Below are 21,088 nucleotides of genomic sequence, written 5' to 3'. Positions count from 1 at the left end.
GGCAGTGATCCCGCGATGAGCAGCAGTAACAGCAGTAACAGCAGTAACAGCAGTGACAGCAGTGACAGCAGTGACAGCAGTGAGGCTGGGGGCCGCCCAGAGCCATACGTCCGCCCCGAACCGTACGCCCGTCCCGAGCCGTACGTCCGCCCCGAACCGCCCGTCAACAACGGGCTGGTGATCAACGGCGGTACGCACTACGTGGGCAACCAGGCGATCGGGCACGGCGCCCAGGCGTTCTCCGGATCGGTCGGCTTCGAGCCCAGGGACGACGAGCAGATCGCCGCGCGGATGTCCGAACTCCTCCTCTATGTCGAGCAGTTGCTCACCGAGCACCGCGAGGCGCTGGCCGACCCGGAGGCCACCACCCGCGAACTGCGGCGCCTGCGCGAGGAACTCGACGAGGACCAGCCGGAACCGACGGTCCTGCGCCGCGCCCTGGACCGCCTGACCGCGTTCGCCCAGCCGGTGACCCCGCTGGTGGTCGCGGTCGGTGAACTCACCCAGTCGGTAAGGGGCGCGCTGGGCGTCTGACAGCCCGGCCCCCGAGTCCGGCCCGGCCCCCAGCCGGGCACTCCCTACCGGGCCGGGCGGCGCACACCGGGACGCAGCACCGGGCGTCCCGCGCGCAGGGCGTCGGCGATCTCGTGCTCGTCGGCCCGCTCGTCCTTGTCGAGCAGTTCCGGGAGCACGAGGTCGTCCAGTTCCTCGTCGGTGAAGTCGACCGGGCAGGTGGTCCGGTATTGGTCGGCGATGAGCAGTGCCTCCGGCGGCCGGCCGAGGTCCAGGTTGAAGTACAGGGTGCCGATGACGAGGTCGGCGCGGAGCAGCCCCTTGACGGTCAGGAATCCGCCGTCGTCGCCGTGATGCCCCTGCACGCTCCCGGTGGCGGTGAGATCGCCCCTGACCACCACGTCGGGGCACCCCGACAGCAGTACGTTGCGGACCCGTACGTCCCCTGTGACCAGCAGGAAGTTGCCCCCGGCCGAGTCCCACCACTCGATGTCCCCGTCGACGGTCAGGTCACCGTCCACGATCACGTTGCACGGCGCCCAGTCGTCGTCCCCCTCGCGCTCCAGGTTGCCGACGACGTGCAGACCACCCTCGTACAGGCGGATCTCCTGCTCGTCGGTGAACTCCTGGTACGGGTACTGGAGGTCGGCGGCGGCGGCGAAACGCGCCTCGGCCTCGTCGGCGGTGATGACCCGGTAACCCGTGGGCGAGGGTGCTCTGTTCATGGCGCGGGATGCTACCCCCGGCCAACAGGGGCGGTTCGCGCGCCTCACCTCACGGCGTACGCGTTCAGCACCGTGGTCGTCGAGGTGTCGCCGTGGGTGTCGGTGACCGTGGAGCGCAGGCCGACGCGGCCACCGGCGGCCGGGTTGTGGACGGGAACGGTCCACCGGCCGTTGGACAGTTTCGTCGGGGAGGCGTGCCAGTGGGCGCCGTTGTCCGTGGTGTACCAGGCGCGTACGGACTTCACACCGTCGGGCAGCTGGGCCACCGTGCTGTCGTCGGTGCCGTTGCGCTCCATACCGAGGACGACGGTCGTGGTCGCCCCGTGGGGTGCCTGGTTCCTGCTGTCGAGGGAGTTGGGCCAGAACCGGGTGATGTAGTCCCGGACCTGCTGGTTCAGGACCTGCTGGTTACGACCCGGGTCGGCGTAGAAGCGCAGGCTGAGGCTGGCGTCGGTCGACAGCGAACCGGCAGGCAGGCCGCGGTGGGCGGTCTGGGTGAGCGTGTACCAGCCAGCGGCGGAGATCCGGGGCTGCCCGCCGATGTCTTCGTCCCTGGTGTAGCTGCGTGAGTAGAGCGTCTTGCCCGCATGGGTCAGCTTCAGGGTGCCGCCGGCGAGGGTGCCTCCGGCCGAGAGGGTCGGGTCGGCGAACGGGTTGAAGCTCCCGAAGTACAACTGGTGGTACCAGGTGTACGGCAGCTGCCCGCTGGGTCCCCAGACCGCGTGGCCGATGTTCAGCGTGGTCGTCCGGCCGGCCGCGTACGGGCGGAACCCGTCGTAGATGAAGTCGTGGTCCCGCTGGCTCACGCTCCACTGGCCGGGCGGGAGATGGACGGCGAAGGAGTTGGGCAGGTCGCGGTCGACGTCGAGCGAGTCGGTGTGCATCACGCACGCGTCGTCGTTCGACGGCTGGTAGTCGAACGAGAACGCCGCCTGGCCGCTGTCGGGGCCGGACCGGGCGGACACCTTGATGGTGGTCAGCCCGGTCCTCCGGAGCGTCGTGGACAAGCCGGACGGCACACCGCCCCGGTGCGTGGCGGACGCCAGCCAGAAGTCCCCGCCGGTCGTCGAACGCGACTGATACGCCGTGCTGTAGGCCAGCTCGTACGCGTTGTCGGTCGTCGGGATGACGTACAGGTGACCCGACTCCGCCGAAGCCCCCATGGTGGCGGGGCCGTTGTCGGCGGCACAGACGTACGCGCTGACCATGTGGTCGTACCCGCTGCCCGGGTTCGGGCTGAGCGCGACCTTGACCGGGCGCCCCGCCCGTTCGTCGAACGTGGTCCTCGTCGCGCCCGAGACCCGCACACTGTGGCCGCCGACGACGCTGTTCTCCTGGTTCCCCTGGACGTCGACGAAGTCCGTGGCGAGTTCGTACGTGCCGTTGGGCAGCGACGCCGCCTTGTTGCTCTCGATGTAGCGGAAGTCGTTCGTCCGCGTGTTGTAGACCGCGACCTGGGCGTAGACCGCCCTGCCGTTCCGGTCCAGCGTTCTGACGGTGAGCGATCCCCTGGCAGACGCAGACGCAGACGCAGACGCAGACGCCGAGGCTGACGCCGTCGATGCGCCGGTCAGCACGAGCGGCGCGAGGACGGTGACGACACTCGCGACCACTGCGGTTCTCCGCATGAAACCCCAACCCCCTGAACCCTGAACTCTGAACCCTGGGCCCTGAACTCTCGACCCTGGAAGTGCGAAACCTCAGGCTTCGTCACGGAGGGGCCGATTTGGGTCACGGGCGGGTTGATCATGGCTAAAAAATGGGCCACCACACCGCAAAGGCCGTGAGGCCGTTTGCCCCCGCCGTCCAACCAATGTTCTCCCGGACTTCATCCGGTTCGGGACCTGGAGTATTGTCTTGCGGTCCTCTGCGGGGCGCCCGGGACCCGGCAAGGGGCGGAACCCGGACCGTGACCCAGTCGTCTTTGTCTGTCGGGGGCCTGACAGACATCAGTCTCAGGTCAGGGACTGATTGACATAAGGCACAAGTCCGGCGAACCGAATGGGAACCCAATACATGCCGCCAACAGAGTTTGCGCGAATACCTCGCGGAACCGAGTCCTCGAAGTGGCGGCGACCATCGGCCGCGCTCTGGGTCGTGGCGGGTGTGGCGGGCCTCGGGTTCCTGGTCGCGCTGGAGGTCGTCGCGCGGCACTACGGCATGCCGGGGCCGATCACCAACCAGGCGAAAGAGGTCATATTCGCCCCCCGGTCGGGCCCCCTGCTCTACGCGAGCATGGCGCTGATGATGGTGGTGCTCACCTGGCGGGAACGGTTCATCGCGCTCGGCGTCGCGGCGGGCATCGACGTCGCCCTGCTGCTGGGGCGGCTGGCGGTCGGCGCCAAGGTGGTCCCCGGGCACTCCTTCGGCAGCGGCGCCCTGTGGGTGATGCTGGGCTGTGTGGTCATCGCCGTCACGCGCCGCACCGGCCGGGACCGGGTCCTGCTGCTGAAGGGCGTGGGTCTTGGCCTGCTGCTGGTGGCCGGCCGCAAGGCGGGCGACGCCTGGCTGCTGATCACGTCGAAGACCCGTCCGCTGGTGCTCGACCAGTACGTGGCCGCCGCCGATCACGCGCTCGGCGACCCGTCGTGGCTGATGGGCCGGGTCGTCAGGGCCACGGGACCGGTCGGTACCCATCTTCTCGACTGGGTCTACATCCAGCTCGCGGTGTTCGCGGTCTGCGTCGCGCTGTACCAACTGCGCAACGTGGCGGCCGAGGGCAGGTTCCCGAGCCATCACGTGGTCCGCACCTTTCTGGCTATAGGTCTCCTCGGACCCGGTATCTACATGCTCTTCCCGGTGGTCGGACCGGTCTTCACCTACGGTTCCGGCGCCTTCGGCACCGGCGGCGGGCACTGGGCGCTGGCGCAGTTGTGGCCGGACACGCCACCGCCGTTCACCGCGCCGCGCCAGATGCCGTACGACTCGATCACGCCCCGCAACTGCATGCCCAGCCTGCACACGGCCTGGGCCACCGTCATCTTCATCCACTCCCGCAAGGGCCCCCGCTTCCTGCGGTACGCGGGCACGTTCTGGCTGGTCGCCACGCTCTCCGCGACCCTGGGCTTCGGCTACCACTACGGCGCCGACCTCGTGGCCGGTGTGGTCTTCGCGCTGACGGTCGAGGCCGGGATGCGAGCCCTGGCCCACGGTTGGGACCGGTCGGCGACCAGGCTGGTCGCACACGGCGTGACGGTCTTCGCCGCGCTCCTGGTGTCGTACCGCTATCTGCCGACGCGGATGGCCGAGTACCCGTGGGTGTTCGGCCCGCTGATCATCCTGGCGATGCTCTCGGTGATCTACGCGTACGTACGGACGACCAGAGGGTGGGAACCGGTCGGCGTCGACGCGTCGACCGGAGCCTCGACCGATGCGGCGACCGGAGCCTCGGCGGATGCGGCGACGGGAGCCTCGACGGACGCGGCGACCGAGACGGCGACCGACGCGGCGACCGACGTGGTCACCGCAACGGTGACCCGAACCGGTCCGAATCCCGTCGGCCCGACCATCCCGGAGCAGGCCCGTGGCAGCAGAGAGCAGATGGAGGACCCGGCCGGTCACCGGTAGCGGAAGGGCCGGTCACCGGTAGCGGAAGGGCTGGCCACCGGTAGCGGACCGGCCGGTCACCGGCAGAGGATCGGCCGGTCACGGGTAGCGGAGCCGGGTGCTTACCAGTGGGGGAGCCGCCCGTCCAGGGGGCCTCCTCCCCGGTTTCCGCCTGGGCCGCCCCCACCTCCGAAGCACCTGCCTGCCGGAGTGATCAAGCGGCGGCCGATGTCTAGCGTGATGTCACATGCCGACCTTCTTACACAGCGCCCGTGCCGCCCGCACCGCCCGTGCCGCCCGCACCGCCCGTGCCGCCCGTGCCGCCCGCACCGCCCGCACCGCCCGCACCGCCCGCACCGCCCGCGTCGGGCTCGCGGCCCTGCTGGCTGTCACCGTGCTCGCGACCGGTTCCTCGGCGGCGGGCGCGGTGGCCGACCCGGGCCCGCCCGACCCGCACGCGCCCGTCGACTGCGGCACCCACGACCGGGTGCGCCGCGCCCTGCACGTCCTCACCGAGCGCGACGGGATCGCCGGTGCCGCCGTTCTGGCGACCGACCCCACCGCGAGCGGGCCCTGCCGCCGCTGGACCGGGGCCGCCGGAACGGCCGACCTGGGCACCGGACGCCGTATGAACGCCACCGACCGGCTGCGCGTCGGCAGCGTCACCAAGACGTTCACCGCGACGGTCGTCCTGCGGCTCGTCGCCGAGCACCGCCTCGGCCTCGACGACCCGGTCGACCGCCACCTGCCGGGTCTGTTCGACGGACACGGTCACGACGGCCGCCGGATCACCGTACGACAGCTCCTGCAACACACCAGCGGACTGCCCGACTACCTCGACGCGCCCGAGTGGGAGCACTTCGAGCGGTTGCGGTACCGCCACTTCGAGCCACGGGAACTCGTCGCACGCGCCCTCGAACTGCCGAGCCCGCAGGGGGGCGCATGGCACTACGCGACCACCAACTATCTCGTCCTGGGCATGATCGTCCGCGAGGTCACCGGCCACAGCCCCGAGGCGGAGATCACCCGCCGGATCATCGAACCGCTGGGGCTGCGCGACACCTACTGGCCCGGCGACACCACCCGGATCCGGGGACCGCACTCCCGGAGCTACTTCACCGGCGCCGACGGCCGGCGGGTCGACGGCACCGACTGGAACATGACCTTCGGCGGGGTCGGCGGCGCCCTCGTCTCCACCCCGGCCGACCTGACCCGGTTCGCCACCGCCCTGTTCGGCGGGCGCCTGCTGCCCGGCGCCCAACTGGCGCAGATGCGGCGGACGGTGGCCGCCGACCCCGACCGGCTGTGGCCCGGCGCCCGTTACGGGCTCGGCCTGATCTCCTCGCCGCTGTCCTGCGGCGGGACGTGGTGGGGGCACGGGGGCACGGTGCCCGGCGGTCACCGGGCGCTGGTTGCCGTCGGCCCCGCCGGCCGCAGCGTGGCCGTCGCCCTGAACGAGGTGCCCGCCTCGCTCCAGGCCGAACTCGACTTCCTGGACCTCGTCGACAAGTCCCTCTGCGCGGACGGGCCGCCGTCCGACCGGGGCAACACCAACACCGATACCAACACCAACGCCAACACCAACGCCAACACCAACGCCCATCCCGTACGTTCCGAGAGGACTCCCGCGTGAAGAGCTCCAATTCCCCTTACCCTTCCGGCGGTTCGCGTCGCCTCGGGTTACGTGCCGCCGCCGGGGCCGCCCTGTGCCTCGTCGGCGCGCTGACCCTCCCCGCGTCGCCCGCCACCGCCGAGCCCGCCAAGCCCGTTCGGGCGACGGCCGACCCCCTCGCACGCTTCCACCACCAGAACCTCACCTGGAAGAGCTGTCTGCTCGGCCCCGACGACCGGACCGGCAAGGAGCTCCAGCAGGCCGGCGCCCGGTGCGCCGACGTCACCGTCCCGCTGAACTACGACGCCCCGGACGGCCGTACGATCACCGTCGCGATCTCCCGGATCCGGGGCACCGACACCGCGCACCGCGTGGGCGCGCTGCTGCTCAACGGCGGCGGCCCCGGCGGCCAGACGCTCGGCGACCCGCCATGGGTGCGCAAGGCGATGAAGCAGGTCGGCGAGCGCTACGACGTGGTGGGCGTCGACCCCCGCTTTGTCGGCCGCAGCACGCCGCTGGACTGCCACTGGCCCGCCGGTTCCTTCATCCGCGGGGCCGGCACCGACCGTGCCGCGTTCGACCGCGGGGTGGCGTTCGCCCGGGATCTCGCCCGCCGCTGCCGGACGAACGAGGGTGCCGTCCTGCCGTACGCCACCACGCGGAACACCGCGCGCGACATGGACGTGATCCGCGCCGCGCTGGGCGAGCGCAGGATCTCCTACCTCGGTTACTCGTACGGCACTTACCTCGGCCAGGTGTACGCCACGATGTTCCCCGGCCGCACCGACCGGGTCGTGCTCGACGGGGTCGCCGACCCCCACCGCTACGGGCCCCGGCTGCTGCGCGGCTCGGAGCCGGCCAACCGGCACGCCCTGAGGGGCTGGGCCGCCTGGGCCGCCGCCCGCGACACGACGTACGGGCTGGGCCGCACAACGAGCGCTGTAATGGCGGCAGTCGACCGTATCCAGGCCGCGGCCGGACGGGCGCCCCTGTCGATCGGCGCCCACCGGGTGGACGCGCAGGTGGTGCCGGTCGTCCTCCTCAACGGCCTCTCGCAGGACAACGACACGGCGTACGACGCCTTCGCACAGGCCGTACGTGACCTGCGGCGCGCCGCCGACGGCGGTACGGTCAGCACCCCGTCGCCCTGGCTGGCCGACATACTCGGCTTCATGCTGACCGGCGCCGACTCCTCCTACGGCAGCGTCCAGTCGGCGATCCTGTGCGGCGACGTGGCCGCGCCGCGCGATCCCGAGATCTACTGGCGTGACGTCCAACGCGCCCGCGTACGGGACCCGTTGTTCGGTCCCGTCGCGAACAACATCGGCCCGTGCGCGTTCTGGGACGCGCCGCGCGAGCGCCCGACCACGATCCGCGCCGACCTGCCCGCCCTGCTCGTCAACGCGACCGGCGACCCGCGAACCACGTACGACATGGCGCGGACGGTACACCGGAACTGGCCCTCGTCCCGCCTGGTCACCCTCCGGGGCGCGGACCAGCACGCCGTGTACGGCGTCTTCGGCAGCGACTGTGCCGACACGGCGGTCAGCACCTACCTCGCCACCGGCCACCTGCCGCCGAGGGACATCACCTGCGAGCGGCGTTCCTGACCGGTTCCGGACCGGTTCCTGACCCCGCGCGGGCCGGTGCCGAAGTCGCCGGGGTCACCGTGCGGGCGTCACCGCAAGGGCCGCCGCTTGACCCGCCGGGACAGTCGCGCCCCGAAGAAGATCAGGTCGACGGCGAGGACCAGGATGCCGATGGCCAGCAGAAATCCCAGGCCGTGGGCTGTCACGCCGATGATTCCCAGGGTGACGGCGACCAGGATCAGCAGAAGGAAGAGCGCCGTCATCCGGACCATCTCCTCGGTGTCGTGTGCTCGTCGGCGCGCGGTCAGCGGCGTGCGGTCAGCGGCGTGCGAGCTGACGTTCGCCCCTCGACCCCTGTTGGTACGCCAGGCCGTAGTGTTCGAAGATCTCCGCCTCCCGTTCGGCGGGGAGTACGTCGTCGGTGCCGATCGACGGCGCGTCGCGCACCTGGGCCTTGGAGTAGGCGACCTTGACGTAGCCCGGTCCGAGGACCACGTCGTCGAGGGGGACGAAGACCAGCCGGTGGCGGGTGGGCAGCCCGGTCCGGACGGTGGCCATGGCCGGCTCGTCGGTGGCCGTGTCCACGTAGACCGCTTCGAGGATGCCGATCCTGCGCTCCTTCTCGTCGATCACCTGATGGTCGCGCCACTCGCGGATGTCGGCTGCACGGATCATGCCTGCTCCCTCATTGCGCGCTCTGGAGGCTCTGGAGGCTGGTGAGACGGCCCTGGCCGGGCCCGAGCGCATGACCACGCCGACCCACTTGTCATCGTATGACCGAAACAAGCACCTGGCATCGAGTACGTCAAGTCATGTCAGGCCGTCGTGCAGGCCGGGACGCCGGGCCGGCTCCGGGTGCGTACGTCGGGCAGCCAGGCGGTGGCCCGGACGGTCCCCGAGTCCGTGTCCATGGACGTGTCTGTGCCCTTGTCCTTGTCGGCCGTCGTGGGCAGCCGCACCCGGTACCACCGTGACGACCGGAAACCCACCTCGTCGGTGATGGGGACGCCGTGCTCCAGACCGCATTCGACGGTGAGGACATCGCCGTGCCACACCCGGGTCGCCACCACGTTGTCCAGGACGTACGGTCTGGCGGGGTCGATGGCGAGGCCGAGACCGCACAGCGGGTGCCGGTCGGCGCGGTCGCGGCACTTGGCGTCGGCGTTGTACACGCGCAGCTTCGCCACCGGCGACGTACGGGGGTCGTCGCCGGAGCCTCCCCCACCCCCCTGCCACCAGGCTGCGCCGCCCACGCCCACGCCCACGCCCACGCCGAGCAGGGCGAGCGCGGCACCGGCGGCCAGTACGGCGGCGCGTCCGCGGGCCCGCCCGCCGGTTGTCGGGGGGCCGTCGGTGTGGGCGTCGGCGGCCCGGACGCGTGCGAGGAGGCTCTCCCCGGTGTGCGCGGCGCGCTCGGTGTGGGCGGGCAGGAGACAGTCGGCGGCCAGGGCGCGCCAGAACTCCGGCAGCATGACGTGCAGCCTGAGCGGCGCCCTGCCCTCGGCGTACTCCTGGACCGCCGAGGCCCGTGCGGTCGAGGTGGCCCCGGGGAACGGCGAGGCACCCCCGGTGAACACCTGGTGGATCATCACGCCCAGGGCCCACACGTCGGCGGAGGGCCGTACCCGCACCCCGCGCTCGTCCAGCGGGGCCCGCCAGCGTTCGGGCGGCAGATAGTCGGGGGAGCCGAGGGGCGGGATGTAGCCGTGGGTGCCGCGTGTGCCCTCCAGCTCGACGGTGAGACCGAAGTCGGAGAGCCGTACCGAACCGTCGGCCATGATCAGCACGTTGTCCGGTTTCAGGTCGCCGTGCACCCAGCCGAGCCCGTGCAGATGGGCCAGCCCCTCGCAGACCTCGGTCAGCAGCCGCCCCGCGTCCGGCAGGGGGCCGCCGTTCGAGGCGTCCAGCAGGTCCTGAAGGCTGCACTCGGCCCGCTCCATGACCAGCACGACGGCACCGTCAAGGCCGGGCACCCCGGTGTCGCCGAGCACCACGGAGTCCAGCAGCCGCATCAGGCGGGGATGCGTGGCCCGGCTGCCGAAGTCGATCTCGCGCCGCACGGTCTCCGCCAGCCGCTCGGCCTGCCGGGGAGCCAGCCCGGACGTCGCCAGAAACTTGAGCGCGACCCGGCGGGCGTCCCCCGTATCCCCGTCGGCGACCTCCCCCGTGGCCTCCGTCCGCGTGTCGCGGCCCTCGTAGACACGCCCCCAGCCGCCGTCGGCGATCGGCGCGGTGACCTCCCAGCGGCCCACGCGGAAGCCCGGGGGTACCGGCCCGCCGGTCTCACCGGTCGCGCCCGCACTCGTACCTGTACCACGGCTGGTGATCCCGTCGACGATCTCGTCGTACTTCCCGCCGTACGTCTCGCTCGCGCCGTTCACCGGTGGCCCCCGGACCGGGCCGGGTCCGGGAGGGGGAGGCCCGGGGCGGTGCGAGGCGGGAGCAGCGCCAGATGCTCCTCGCGGACCAGACCGAAGCGCAGCGCGACGCCGACCACGATCTCGCGCTTGCCCGTACGCCGTGCGCCGCCGCCCGCGTCGGCGCGGTCCTGCGGCCCGCGCACCCGCAGTTTCTGCTCGGCGAGGTAGTCGATGTGGGAGCTGACGGCCCGCGCGGTAAGCCGGGTCAGGGCCGGGTGGCCGCGCAGGCGTTCGACGACCTGCGGGGTGGTCGGCACGGAGACGGCCGACTCGTCGCGCAGCCGGGGTTCGCAGAGCGCGACCAGGACGAGGAAGTAGGTGGCGGTCTCGTCCAGGGAGTAGGCGTTGAGCGTACGGGTGCCCCAGGAGCCGCCCGGATCGTCGGCGTCGAGGTAGACGTGGTCGGGCGCGAACACCTGGAAGCTCACCGTGGAGCCCCGGGTGGGCAGCACGACCCGGGCGAACTCGAACGGGATCGGCGCCCCCGACCGGCGCGGCGGGATCCGCAGATACTCCCCGGCGCCCTCCGGGTTCTCCACCAGGTAGCTGTGGGTGGTGGAGAAGTTGCTGAGCTGCCAGTGGTCCTCCGTCACCCGGATCTCCCCGGCGAGCCGGGAGACAGCGGGATCGGGCAGCACCAGCTCGACGGGACGCACCTTCGAACCCCGCCCGAAACGCGCGGCCTCACCCGGTCCCAGGCGGCGGGTCATGGCCGGCTCCGTGCGACGCTCTGACGGCAAATGGATGAGTATCCCGCTCATCGGCAGATCTTCCTTCCCCCGCTTTTCGGCTGGTCAAGCCGCCGGGCATCGTAGCCCCCGGGGGGTACCCCGGGTGGGCTCGATCGCGTGCGCCTGGCTGGATCCGGCCGGTGGCCGAAGGTGGTCGTCCGCCCCCTCGGATCCGTTCCGCAGGAGCCCCCACGCCGCTCGTCCGGCCCTTCCCACGAGGGTCAGACGGGCACATGGGGGAGCCGGTTCCCCGGTTCACCTCTCAGCGCAGCGCGCTCTTCCCCCGCCACTCGGCCCACGAGACGTTCCACGCCCCGAACCCGTTCCCCGGCGCGACCACGCCCTTGGTCTCCTTGCCGGTGATCTCGAACGGGTCGCCCGGCCGGACCTGCCCGTAGAACCAGGCGGCGTTCGCGTCGCTCATGCCTATGCAGCCGGAGCTGTGGTTGGTGTTGCCGAAGTACTGGGCGTTCCACGGGGCGGCGTGCGCGTACATGCCCGACCAGGTCAGGCGCATCGAGAAGTCGACCATCTTGTCGTAGGCGTTGGCCAGGCCCACCGTCTCGGAGTTCATGTTGATCGTGCCCTCCTTGGCCATGAGCACGGCCGTTCCGCGCCAGGAGCGCCGGTCGCCGCCGGGTGTGCCGCCGGAGACCGGTATCCGGCGGACCGACCTGCCGTCGCGTACGAGGTCGAGCTGGTGGTTGTCGAGGTCGACCTTGACGATCTGCCGGGCGCCGATGGTGAATCGGCTCGTGTAGTCGCGTACGAACCAGCCGCCCGCCGCGCCGGAGTCGGTGCCGTTCAGCTCGGCGTTCAGCGTGATCCTGGTGCCCGGCTTCCAGTACGACTTGGGCCGCCAGTCCACCCGGTCCTTGCCCGAGTAGTCGGTTATCCAGCCCCAGGAGCCCTCGGTGTTGTTCGAGGTGGTGATCCTGAGCTGCTTCTCGACCTCGGCCCGGTTCCTGACCGGGTTGTCGAAGACCAGGGAGATCGGCTGGGCGATACCGACGGTGGCGCCCGCGCCCGGTCGCCAGTCGACCTTGTTCACCTTGTCGGCCGCCGCCGTGGTGAAGGTGCTGGTCGTGGTCGTGGTCGTGGTCCCGGTCCCGGTCCCGGTGGTTCCGCTCTCTGTGCGGGTTGTCGCCGTCACCTTGTAGGCCGCGCCGGGTACGGACTTGCGGGCGGAGACCCATGACCGGCCGTCGGCGGCGGCCTTCCCGGCGAGCCGGTGGCCCTCGGCGTCGGTGACGGTCACCGAGGTGAGCCTGCCGCCCGAGGCCGTGACCCGCACGGGCACGCCCGCCGGGACCCGCTCGCCCTTGGGCGTGACGGTCACCGTCACCGGGCGGACGGCGGCCTTCGGCACGTTCTTGCCGTCCGGCGCGCTGGGGGAGGGGCTCGACGAGCAGGCGGCGAGCGGCGCCAGCAGGGCGGCCACCACGACGGCGGCCCGGACGCGGTTGGGGGCGTGGACGATTACGCGGGTGCGTGACGACGACCGGGACAACGGAACCTCCGGGAGCGATGAGAAAGGGTGAGGAAGGGCGAGGAAGGGGCGGGCCAGAGCTGGCGATGTTGTGACTGTAGGGCCAGAAAACGCCAGGTCATCGGCTGTGGAGCCATGTGACGGCGACTGGTGAGGAACGGTCATGGTCCCGTCACATTCGCCGGACGGAGCGGTCATGGGCCGCTGTGAGCATCCGTGTTGTCCCCGCGACAGGCCCGGGGAGAAGAGGAGGCTCAGACCGTGTCAGCGCTGCTCGTGCCGCCCGGCCAACTGCCCTGCGCGCCGAACCCGGGCGTGGCCCTGCGGACCATCACCGCGCAGACGTACCGCGCCTTCCTCGCGTCCCCCGCCGGCGCGGCCCTCGGCGCCGGATTCCTGCAATGCCCGTCCTGGGCCGACGTCAAGGAGGGCTGGCGGGCCCAACTGCTCGGCTGGGGACCGGAGTCGGAGGCGGAGGCGGGTCGGCTGACGGGCGTTGCCCTGGTGCTGCTGCGCCAATTCCCCGGCACCCGCAAGTACTTCGCCTACCTTCCCGAAGGGCCCGTCGCCGACTGGCACGACCCCCATGTCGACGACTGGCTCGGGCCGCTGCTCGAACACCTGCGGCGCGCGGGCGTGTTCGCCGTACGCATCGGCCCGTCGCCCGCCTACCGGCGCTGGGACGCCGCCCGGCTCAAGCCGCTCACCGGTCCGGGCCGGCGCCTCGGCGACGTCCTCGCCAGTGAGGTCGACCCGCTCGGCACCGCCGTCGCCGACCGGCTGCGGGCCCGGGGCTGGCACCGCTGCGGCGGCGACGGCACCGGAACCGACGGGGACGCCCAGCCCCGGTACGTGTTCCGCGTACCGCTCGCCGGACGCACGACGGAAGACCTCTGGTCCGGGCTCAACCAGGAGTGGCGCCGCAATGTGCGCCGGGCGCGGCAGGCGGGCGTGGAGGTGGTGGTGGGGAGCGCGGCCGAACTCCCGGAGTTCCACCGGCTGTTGGGCATCACCGAGCGGCGCGACGGGTTCCGGCTCGGCCGCTCGCTCGCCTACTACGAGCGTCAGTACGCGGCGCTCAACGCCGAGGAACCCGGCCGGATGAAGCTGTACGTCGCCCGTCACCAGGGGGAGATCCTGGCCGCCCACACGATGATCACGGTGGGCCGCCGGACCTGGTACCAGACCGGCGCCTCGGCCGACCACCGCCGCGAGGTCCGGCCCTCCAACGCCCTCCAGTGGCGGATGCTGCTGGACGCGCACGCCCAGGGGGCCCACGTCTACGACATGCGCGGGGTACCCTCCACACTCGATCCGGACGAACGCGCGTACGGATTGCTGCGATGGAAGCTCGGCACCGGGGGACAGGTCGTCGAGACGCTGGGGGAATGGGAGAAACCGTTGAACGGCGGCACCAACCACGCGCTCTACCACGCCTTCCAGGCGTACCTGAACCGCCGATGACAGCGGCGAGTCCGGTGAATCCGACGACCCCGGCGACTCCGGCGACTCCGACGACCCCGGCGACCCCGGCGACCCCGGGGACCCCGACCACCACCGCCACGCCCACGAAGACGCTGGCCCGCAGCAGTGCCGTCATGGCCGCCGGGTCCATCGTCTCGCGGGCCACCGGGTTCGTGCGGTCCGCCGTGGTCGCGGCGGCGCTGGGCACCATCGGGCCGATTCCCGACGGGTACGCGGTCGGCAACGCCCTGCCCACCATCGTCTACATGCTGCTCCTCGGCGGCGCGCTGAACGCCGTCTTCGTGCCCGAGCTGGTCAAGGCGGCGAAGGAGCACGAGGACGGGGGCGTGGCGTACACCGACCGGCTCGTCACCGTCTGCGTCGTCGCCCTGCTGGCGCTCACCGCGACCGCCGTGTGGGCGGCGCCCGCGATCGTCGGCGCGTACACCGACTACACCGGCCCGCAGGCGGCCATGACGACCGCGCTCGCCCGCTACTGCCTGCCGCAGATCTTCTTCCTCGGCCTGTTCACACTGCTCGGCCAAGTGCTCAACGCACGCGGCCGGTTCGGCGCGATGATGTGGGCACCGGTCCTCAACAACGTCGTCGTCATCACGGTCTTCGGCCTGTACCTGGCCCTGGCCATGGGCGGCGGCGACACCCTCACCACCGCCGAGACCGCCGTCCTCGGCTGGGGCACGACCGCCGGTATCGCCGTCCAGGCGCTCACCCTCGTACCCGCGCTGCGCGCCGCCGGTTTCCGCTGGCGGCCCCGTTTCGACTGGCGCGGCAGCGGACTGACCCGCCCGCTGCGCTCGGCGGGCTGGCTGGTGCTGCTCGTCCTGGCCAACCAGGCGGCGTACTGGGTCACCACCCGCCTCGCCACCACGGCGGGCCTCGACGGCGGCCCCGGATACGGCGCCTACAACAACGCGTACGCCCTGTGGGTCGTACCGCACGGCATCATCACCGTCTCCGTGGTGACGGCGCTGATGCCCCGGATGAGCGCGTCCGCCGCCGACGGGGACACCGACGCCGTACGCCGGGACGTCTCCCACGCCCTGCGCGTGTGCGCGTCCGCCGTCGTACCCGCCGCGTGCGCGCTGTTCGCCCTCGCCCAGCCGGTGATGGCCCTCGTCTTCGGGCACGGCAGGACGAGCGCCGCCGACACGGCCGCCATGGCCGGGATCCTGATGGCCTTCGCGCCGGGCCTGGTCGCCCTGTCCGGCCAGTACGTCCTGTCCCGCGCCTTCTACGCGCTCTCCGACACCCGTACGCCGTTCCTGCTCAACCTCGTGATCGTCGCCGTGAACGCGGGACTTTCCCTGGTCGCCGCCCATCTGCTGCCGGCCCGCTGGGCGGTGACGGGCATGGCGGGGGCGTACTCACTGGCGCTGGGCGCGGGCATGGCGCTGACCGGCCTGGTGCTGAGCCGCCGGCTCGCCGTCGCCCGCCCCCTGCGGTCCTCGGCGGTCGGCGCCCACGCGCGGCTGCTGTCGGCCGCCGTACCGGCGACGGTGCTCGGTCACTTGGCGGTGCTGGTCACGGAACGGGCCGACTCCCTGGCCGCCGCAACTGCGGGCACGGTCACCGTCGTCCTCACCTTCGCCCTGCTCGCCCGCCCACTGCGCCTCACGGAACTCGACGCGCTGCTGTCGGGCGTACGCAGGAAAGCAACCCGTAGAACCCGAACCTGAGCCCGAACCCGAACCCGAACCCGAGCCTGAGCCTGAGCCTGATCACCACCCAGGAGAACTGCCCATGCCCCGCGTGCTCCTCATCGAGGACGACCCCGCCGTACGCGAAGGGGTCGAGCTCGGTCTGCGCCGCCGTGGCCACGAGATCCGGACGGCGGCGACCGGCGAGGCCGGACTCGCCGCGCTGGCCGAGTTCCGCCCCGATCTGCTGCTGCTGGACCTGATGCTGCCCGGGATGAACGGCGTACAGGTCTGCCGACTGGTGCGCGAGCGCAGCCAGTTGCCGATCATCATGCTCACCGCGCGCGGCGACGACTTCGACGTGGTCATCGGCCTGGAAGCCGGCGCCGACGACTACATCGTCAAGCCCGCCCGGCCCGAGGTGATCGAGGCCCGCATCCGTGCCGTACTGCGCCGCCTGGACGACAACAGCGGCTCGGGCCGCCCGGCCATCGAGGTGTATGGCGAACTCACCATCGACCGGGGCGGATTGACGGTCACCAAGGCGGGCAGGCCGCTGCCGCTCGCGCCCTCGGAGATCAAGCTCCTGATGCATCTGTCCGCCGCGCCCGAGCAGGTGTTCAGCAGGCAGCAACTGCTGGAGCACGTCTGGGACCACAGCTACCACGCCGACGCCCGACTGGTCGACGCGTGCGTGGCGCGGCTGCGCGGCAAGATCGAGGACGAGGTCGGCAGCCCGCGCTACATCCAGACACTGCGGGGCTTCGGCTACCGCTTCGGCCCGCTGTGAGGAACGAAGAGCAGGGTGGGCCGTCCGGCGGTCGGTCGAGGATGAGGCCGTTCGGGCTGCGTACGCGACTGCTGCTCGCGTTCCTCCTGGTCGCGGGCGTCAGCGCCGGTACGACGGCCGCGCTGACCTACCGCGAGGCGCGCAGCGCGCTGCTTCAGACCGCCCAGGACACGGCGGTGATGTCGTTCCGCGAACAGGTCCAGCAGACGTCGTTCTCCCTGCCCGTACGGACGGAGGGCCTGGAGGAGGTTCTGCGGGACATCGCCCGCAAGGGCAAGCCCCATCCCTGGGTGGTGTTCGCCGAGTACGGTTCCCTGCGCGCCTCCTCGGGCGAGAACCCTGTCTCCACCGTTATCACCCCCGAACTGCGCCGCGCCGCACGGGCGAACCCCCGTGGCAGCTTCGAGAGAGTCGTCAAGGACGGCGTGCCGTACCTGACCATCGCCATGCCCATGGTCTTCAAGACCAGCCCGGACAGCGTGCTGCCCAGCGGTCTCGTCCTGTACGCCGTCATGCGGATGACCGAGGAACAGGTCAGCGTCGACGCCCTCCTCACGTCCGCCCGGGACGGCGCCCTGCCCGGCCTCGCCGTCGCGCTGATTCCCGGACTGCTCGCCGCCCGCAGCGTGTTGCGCCCGGTACGGAAACTGCGCGAGGCGTCCCGGAACATGGGCAGCGGCAGACTCGACACCCGTATCCCGGTGCGCGGCAGCGACGAACTGGCAGATCTAGCCCGTACATTCAACGAGTCGGCGGCCCAACTGGAGCTGTCTGTACGGGAGTTGCGTGATGCCGAGGAACGCGCCCGTCGCTTCGCCTCCGACGTCTCGCACGAACTGCGTACGCCCCTCGCCGGGATGCTCGCCGTCACCGAGGTCCTCGACGAGGACGCGGACGGCCTGGACGCGGACACGGCCCGCGCGGTGAGGCTGGTCAGCGCGGAGACAGGCAAACTCGCGGTACTCGTCGAGGACTTGATGGAGATCTCCCGCTTCGACGCCCGAGCCGCAGAACTGAACACCGACGAGGTGGACGTCGCCGAGACCATCCGCCAGACCCTGCGGCACCGGCACTGGACCGACGACGACCGGGTCCGCACCGAACTCCCCGACGGCATCCGGGCAAGCCTGGACCCCCGTCGCTTCGACGTAGTGATCGCCAACCTGGTGGGCAACGCCCTGCGGCACGGCGGCACACCGGTGACGGTACGCCTGCGCACCGAGGAACGCGCCCCTGGCCCCGCAGTGCTGATCACCGAGGTCATGGACAGCGGACCCGGCATCCGCGCCGAGTCCCTCCCGCACATCTTCGACCGCTTCTACAAGGCGGACGCGGCCCGCACCCGCTCGACGGGCAGTGGTCTGGGGCTGGCGATCACCCTGGAGAACGTGAAGCTGCACGGCGGCACGATCCACGCGGGGAACCGTCCCGAGGGCGGTGCCGTCTTCGCCGTCGAGATACCGCTGCACGCGGAGGGGGCCGGGGGATGAGACGCGCGCGGACGCGCCGACGTACGGCGGCCATCGCCATGGCCATGGTGTCGGCGGCCGTCCCCCTCCTCGGCGGCTGCGGTATCCGCGCGACCGACGTCGTCGAGGCGGGCGGCCCCGCCGGCTTCCAGGCCTCCCTCGACCGCGACTTCGACATGCTGGTCTTCCTCCGTTCCCCCGACGGCGGGGTGGTCCCCGTGATCCGGACGGCCGTGGACCCGGCCGCCGACTCAACCGACGACTCGGCCGGTTTCGGCTACGAGTACACCGGGTCGGGCGGCAAACCCTCGAACCTCAGCAACCTGACCGTCGCGGCGCGGACCCACGAAGCGGTCGCGGCACTGCTCGCCGGCCCACAGCAGCCGGACCGCGCCGCCGGCCTGACCACCTCCCTCCCGGCCACCGCCCCCACGGGAACCGTCAAGGTCACCCCCGCCTCGAACGGCAGGGTCACCACCTACCTGCCCCTCGCCCTGGCACCCCTGAACAACACCGCCCTACGCCAACTGACCTGCACGATCGCGTACAGCCAGGACGCCGACGGCCGGATCGTCGTCGACCTGAAGGGCCAGGACGGCAAATCGAACTCCGGCACTTGCGACCTCGCCCCGGGCAACACGGGCAACACGGGAACACCGGGAACACACCCGTGAAGGCCACCTCGGGCGACCCTTGAACCGACAGGCTCAGGTGAATGCGAGCGTGCGGAAAGCGTTGCGGATGTCTGTCAGCGGTTGCCGGTCGGCTCGCTCCGGGACGGTGTCGTCCAGCATGTAGCGCAGGAAGAGTGCGAGATCGTCGAGGACGGTGAAGGCACCGGCGATGCCGCACAACGCCGCCGAGGAGACGGGCGGAGAAATCGTGGGCGATGCCCTTGAGATGGGTGTCGGTGTCCGGGGTGAGTTCGGTGGGGGCGCACCGGGCGGCCATCTCGGCAGGCAGCGGGCCGAACCGGGTTGAGCCCATGCCCAGGGGATGCCAGGTCCGCTCGCCGGGGCGCGGTCTTCTGTGTCCAGGGAGAGCGACGGCCCCCCGACGGGCCCACAGCCTGTCTTCCTGATGAGTCGATCCACTGATCGGCGCCCCCGGAGCGCATGGAAGCCTCTCCACATGGACACATTCGCGGACCGACTCAACGGCGGGTGGAAGTGGTGGGAGGCCGCCATCGAAGAAGCGCAGGAGGGGCGCTGGGTCCGTGACGCCATGGAACGGCAAGTGATCGAGGACATCGGCGCCGCCACGAACCCTCTGCATGGTGGGCGGATGGCCCCGTTCACCGAGGAATCGTGGCACGTACGTATCGGGAGGATCGCGAACTGGGCCGGTGTGCTGCGGCTCGCGGCCCGGTCAGGCGGATGGGTGCTCCAACCGGTCGCTGGGCGCAACCCACCGCATCCTGCTGGCATGACCGAGTTGCTGTCTGGCATCTACGCGGTCGGGGAGCAAGGAGAAATCTGGATGCAGCAGCTCATAAAGGGCGAACTGCCACCAGAAGACGAAGTCGCGAAGGCTGAGGGATTCCTCACCGGGCCAGGGTCCGTCGAGGACCTTGAGCTCTTCTTCTACGACTGAAGGCCGTCTCCGCGCTGCAACGCCGGAGCAACCCGCGCCTGACCCGCCTCGCCAAGCGCGCGGGCGTGCCCTTCTGACCGGCGAAGTCCCGGAGAAACAGCGGAGAAGTGCCGCCGAAAACGCCATCCCCGACGAGGACGGTGTCACGCTGGTGGACCTCAAGACGGGCGCCCGACGGCCCACGACCGTCGCCGCGCCCTGCCCGAACTGCACAACTTCAGCCGCCGATTGGGAGTGCCCGCGTGAGTGGTGATCAGCCCGACAAGCCGTTTCTCCAGATCGTGGTCTGCGCGGCCGGGGTGGCCAACGACGTCGGCAAGCTGGTCATCGCGGCTCAGCGGTCGTGATCCGCGCGGGCGTGCCGAGGGCGTCCGGGCGTACGGGTGTACGGGCGTACGTCCGTGGGGTCAGCGCACCGGGAAGCCGAACGAGTACCCCTGCTCCTTGAGCCAGGGCAGGACCTCGCGCAGGGCCTCGATGGTCTGGGAGCGGTCGCCGCCCGCGTCGTGGAAGAGGAGCGTCGGCCCGTTGGGCAGTTCCCGCTGGACGGTGGCGACGATGGCCGCCGTGCCCGGGCGCTCGAAGTCCTTGGTGTCGACGTTCCAGCCCAGCGGGCGCATACCGCGCGAGGCGGCGAGCTTGCGGCTGTACGGGGTGAAGGCGCCGCCGGGGGCGCGGTAGTACATCGGGCGTACGCCTCCGGACGCCTCGGTGATCATGCGTTCGGCGCCGAGGATCTCCTGGGACTGGTAGGCCTCGGGCTTCTTGTCCATGGTGGTGTCGTGCGACACCGAGTGGTCGCACAGCCGGTGTCCGGCCGCGACGACCTTCTTGACCAGGTCCGGGTGGGCCTGGGCCTGCGTCCCCACCATGCAGAACGTGGCCTTCACCCCGAACTCCTTGAGTACGGCGAGGGCTTGAGGGGTCCAGGTGGGGTCGGGGCCGTCGTCGATGGTGATGTTGACGCCGCGCGGTCCCTTGTCCGAGGCGTGCACGATGCTCACGTCGACCGGCTTGAGGGCGGCCTGCTTGGCGGGAGCGGTCGCCTTCGTCTTCGGTGCCGAGCCGTTCGCGGAACCGGCCTGCGCGGTCCACACCGAGGCCCCGGTGGCGAGCAGCGTAACCCCGAGGGCCGCGGCGAACATCTTGCCGTACCAGCCCCGCCCGCCGTTGTGCCGTGCTCGCGCCATGCCCGCCCCGCTCTCGCGTAGTTCTGATGAATTCGCCGGTCTCCGGTCGCCGTACGACCAGTTGACAGGACGAGTGGAATGGACGAAGGGATGCCTCTGTTACCGATCACGCACAAATCAGGGGGAGTTCGCGGACAACCCGGGGCTCCGGTACGGACCTTCCCGCCCCCTTTTCGTCATCCTTCACCCGCCTTCATCCGCATTTACTCGTCCCTCCCTTCCGTATTTCCTCGCCTCTTCCCTTCGTCCGCGTACCTGTGCGGCGACTTCAGGGGGGATGGGGGGATAGAGGGGGATAG

The 21,088-nt window shown here is 71.2% G+C and carries 18 protein-coding genes and 2 pseudogenes; 11 read left to right on the top strand and 9 right to left on the bottom strand.

Annotation, left to right across the window (positions count from 1 at the left end; translation table 11 throughout):
* Positions 1-15: 15 nt before the first annotated feature.
* A complete protein-coding gene (locus AOK08_RS23085; protein ID WP_241827058.1) occupies positions 16-534 on the top strand; it encodes a hypothetical protein in 519 nt (172 codons plus the stop codon).
* A gap of 44 nt (positions 535-578) precedes the next feature.
* Here the strand turns inward: AOK08_RS23085 and AOK08_RS23080 are convergent, their stop codons facing one another.
* Together AOK08_RS23080 and AOK08_RS23075 are read right to left on the bottom strand one after the other, a co-directional pair.
* Entirely contained in the window at positions 579-1,238 is a 660-nt protein-coding gene (locus AOK08_RS23080) for a hypothetical protein (RefSeq protein WP_055529336.1), read from the bottom strand.
* 44 nt (positions 1,239-1,282) lie between these two features.
* A complete protein-coding gene (locus AOK08_RS23075; RefSeq protein ID WP_055529334.1) occupies positions 1,283-2,866 on the bottom strand; it encodes a hypothetical protein in 1,584 nt (527 codons plus the stop codon).
* A gap of 469 nt (positions 2,867-3,335) precedes the next feature.
* On the opposite strand from AOK08_RS23075, the gene AOK08_RS23070 reads away from it, so the two are divergent.
* The 3 genes from AOK08_RS23070 to AOK08_RS23060 all read left to right on the top strand — a co-directional run bounded on the left by AOK08_RS23070 (position 3,336) and on the right by AOK08_RS23060 (position 8,006).
* Positions 3,336-4,805 (top strand): phosphatase PAP2 family protein, encoded by a 1,470-nt coding sequence (locus AOK08_RS23070; RefSeq protein WP_241827057.1) that lies wholly within the window; start codon positions 3,336-3,338, stop codon positions 4,803-4,805.
* Between the two features lie 226 nt (positions 4,806-5,031).
* Entirely contained in the window at positions 5,032-6,417 is a 1,386-nt protein-coding gene (locus AOK08_RS23065) for a serine hydrolase domain-containing protein (protein ID WP_079054212.1), read from the top strand.
* Positions 6,414-8,006 carry an alpha/beta hydrolase gene (locus AOK08_RS23060; protein WP_055529332.1) on the top strand — a complete coding sequence of 531 codons (1,593 nt, stop codon included), beginning with the start codon at positions 6,414-6,416 and terminating at the stop codon, positions 8,004-8,006. Before AOK08_RS23065 ends, AOK08_RS23060 begins: the two co-directional genes overlap by 4 nt.
* A gap of 68 nt (positions 8,007-8,074) precedes the next feature.
* Here the strand turns inward: AOK08_RS23060 and AOK08_RS46630 are convergent, their stop codons facing one another.
* The 5 genes from AOK08_RS46630 to AOK08_RS23040 all read right to left on the bottom strand — a co-directional run bounded on the left by AOK08_RS46630 (position 8,075) and on the right by AOK08_RS23040 (position 12,646).
* The gene (locus tag AOK08_RS46630; protein WP_198539349.1) at positions 8,075-8,248 is read right to left on the bottom strand and encodes a hypothetical protein; all 174 of its coding nucleotides are present in this window, start codon (positions 8,246-8,248) and stop codon (positions 8,075-8,077) included.
* Positions 8,249-8,303: 55 nt separating this feature from the next.
* Positions 8,304-8,660, bottom strand: coding sequence for a PRC-barrel domain-containing protein (locus AOK08_RS23055; RefSeq protein WP_055529330.1), 357 nt, complete (start codon positions 8,658-8,660; stop codon positions 8,304-8,306).
* Positions 8,661-8,800: 140 nt separating this feature from the next.
* Positions 8,801-10,366 carry a serine/threonine-protein kinase gene (locus AOK08_RS23050; protein ID WP_338400149.1) on the bottom strand — a complete coding sequence of 522 codons (1,566 nt, stop codon included), beginning with the start codon at positions 10,364-10,366 and terminating at the stop codon, positions 8,801-8,803.
* On the bottom strand, positions 10,363-11,166 hold the full coding sequence (locus AOK08_RS23045) for a serine/threonine protein kinase (protein ID WP_198539348.1): 804 nt from the start codon (positions 11,164-11,166) through the stop codon (positions 10,363-10,365). Before AOK08_RS23045 ends, AOK08_RS23050 begins: the two co-directional genes overlap by 4 nt.
* 232 nt (positions 11,167-11,398) lie before the next feature.
* Entirely contained in the window at positions 11,399-12,646 is a 1,248-nt protein-coding gene (locus AOK08_RS23040; protein ID WP_055529326.1) for a L,D-transpeptidase, read from the bottom strand.
* Positions 12,647-12,886: 240 nt separating this feature from the next.
* Here AOK08_RS23040 and AOK08_RS23035 point away from each other — a divergent pair, with 240 nt between their 5' ends.
* The 5 genes from AOK08_RS23035 (at position 12,887) to AOK08_RS23015 (ending at position 18,680) form a co-directional block, all read left to right on the top strand.
* The gene (locus AOK08_RS23035; protein WP_055529324.1) at positions 12,887-14,089 is read left to right on the top strand and encodes a lipid II:glycine glycyltransferase FemX; all 1,203 of its coding nucleotides are present in this window, start codon (positions 12,887-12,889) and stop codon (positions 14,087-14,089) included.
* Positions 14,086-15,786 carry a murein biosynthesis integral membrane protein MurJ gene (gene murJ / locus AOK08_RS23030; protein ID WP_079054211.1) on the top strand — a complete coding sequence of 567 codons (1,701 nt, stop codon included), beginning with the start codon at positions 14,086-14,088 and terminating at the stop codon, positions 15,784-15,786. Before AOK08_RS23035 ends, murJ begins: the two co-directional genes overlap by 4 nt.
* A 64-nt stretch (positions 15,787-15,850) precedes the next feature.
* Entirely contained in the window at positions 15,851-16,537 is a 687-nt protein-coding gene (locus tag AOK08_RS23025) for a response regulator transcription factor (RefSeq protein ID WP_055529322.1), read from the top strand.
* A gap of 41 nt (positions 16,538-16,578) precedes the next feature.
* Positions 16,579-18,027, top strand: a complete 1,449-nt coding sequence (locus tag AOK08_RS23020) for an ATP-binding protein (RefSeq protein ID WP_079054210.1) — start codon at positions 16,579-16,581, stop codon at positions 18,025-18,027.
* Positions 18,024-18,680, top strand: coding sequence for a hypothetical protein (locus AOK08_RS23015; RefSeq protein ID WP_055529318.1), 657 nt, complete (start codon positions 18,024-18,026; stop codon positions 18,678-18,680). Before AOK08_RS23020 ends, AOK08_RS23015 begins: the two co-directional genes overlap by 4 nt.
* Before the next feature lie 33 nt (positions 18,681-18,713).
* Here the strand turns inward: AOK08_RS23015 and AOK08_RS43540 are convergent.
* Positions 18,714-19,017: pseudogene (locus AOK08_RS43540) on the bottom strand (hypothetical protein); the annotation flags it as partial.
* Between the two features lie 120 nt (positions 19,018-19,137).
* On the opposite strand from AOK08_RS43540, the gene AOK08_RS23010 reads away from it, so the two are divergent.
* Positions 19,138-19,599: a hypothetical protein gene (locus tag AOK08_RS23010; protein ID WP_055529316.1), complete on the top strand. Its 462-nt coding sequence runs from the start codon at positions 19,138-19,140 to the stop codon at positions 19,597-19,599.
* A 242-nt stretch (positions 19,600-19,841) separates the two neighbouring features.
* Positions 19,842-19,937, top strand: a pseudogene (locus AOK08_RS44830) (flavoprotein); the annotation flags it as partial.
* Positions 19,938-20,006: 69 nt separating this feature from the next.
* Here the strand turns inward: AOK08_RS44830 and AOK08_RS23005 are convergent.
* Positions 20,007-20,789, bottom strand: coding sequence for a polysaccharide deacetylase family protein (locus AOK08_RS23005; RefSeq protein WP_055529314.1), 783 nt, complete (start codon positions 20,787-20,789; stop codon positions 20,007-20,009).
* Positions 20,790-21,088: the final 299 nt, after the last annotated feature.

This window comes from Streptomyces graminilatus, from assembly GCF_001418565.1.
GTDB lineage: Bacteria > Actinomycetota > Actinomycetes > Streptomycetales > Streptomycetaceae > Streptomyces > Streptomyces graminilatus.
Note: the sequence above shows the minus strand (reverse complement) of the source record. Positions and strands in the feature narration are given on the sequence as shown.

Coding starts and splice junctions, on each gene's coding strand:
- AOK08_RS23025 (WP_055529322.1), top strand. CDS start 15,851: ATGCCCCGCGTGCTCCTCATCGAGGACGACCCCGCCGTACGCGAAGGG.
- AOK08_RS23005 (WP_055529314.1), bottom strand. CDS start 20,789: ATGGCGCGAGCACGGCACAACGGCGGGCGGGGCTGGTACGGCAAGATG.
- AOK08_RS23080 (WP_055529336.1), bottom strand. CDS start 1,238: ATGAACAGAGCACCCTCGCCCACGGGTTACCGGGTCATCACCGCCGAC.
- AOK08_RS23020 (WP_079054210.1), top strand. CDS start 16,579: ATGAGGCCGTTCGGGCTGCGTACGCGACTGCTGCTCGCGTTCCTCCTG.
- AOK08_RS23015 (WP_055529318.1), top strand. CDS start 18,024: ATGAGACGCGCGCGGACGCGCCGACGTACGGCGGCCATCGCCATGGCC.
- AOK08_RS23085 (WP_241827058.1), top strand. CDS start 16: ATGAGCAGCAGTAACAGCAGTAACAGCAGTAACAGCAGTGACAGCAGT.
- murJ (WP_079054211.1), top strand. CDS start 14,086: ATGACAGCGGCGAGTCCGGTGAATCCGACGACCCCGGCGACTCCGGCG.
- AOK08_RS23065 (WP_079054212.1), top strand. CDS start 5,032: ATGCCGACCTTCTTACACAGCGCCCGTGCCGCCCGCACCGCCCGTGCC.
- AOK08_RS23010 (WP_055529316.1), top strand. CDS start 19,138: ATGGACACATTCGCGGACCGACTCAACGGCGGGTGGAAGTGGTGGGAG.
- AOK08_RS23055 (WP_055529330.1), bottom strand. CDS start 8,660: ATGATCCGTGCAGCCGACATCCGCGAGTGGCGCGACCATCAGGTGATC.
- AOK08_RS46630 (WP_198539349.1), bottom strand. CDS start 8,248: ATGACGGCGCTCTTCCTTCTGCTGATCCTGGTCGCCGTCACCCTGGGA.
- AOK08_RS23045 (WP_198539348.1), bottom strand. CDS start 11,166: ATGAGCGGGATACTCATCCATTTGCCGTCAGAGCGTCGCACGGAGCCG.
- AOK08_RS23075 (WP_055529334.1), bottom strand. CDS start 2,866: ATGCGGAGAACCGCAGTGGTCGCGAGTGTCGTCACCGTCCTCGCGCCG.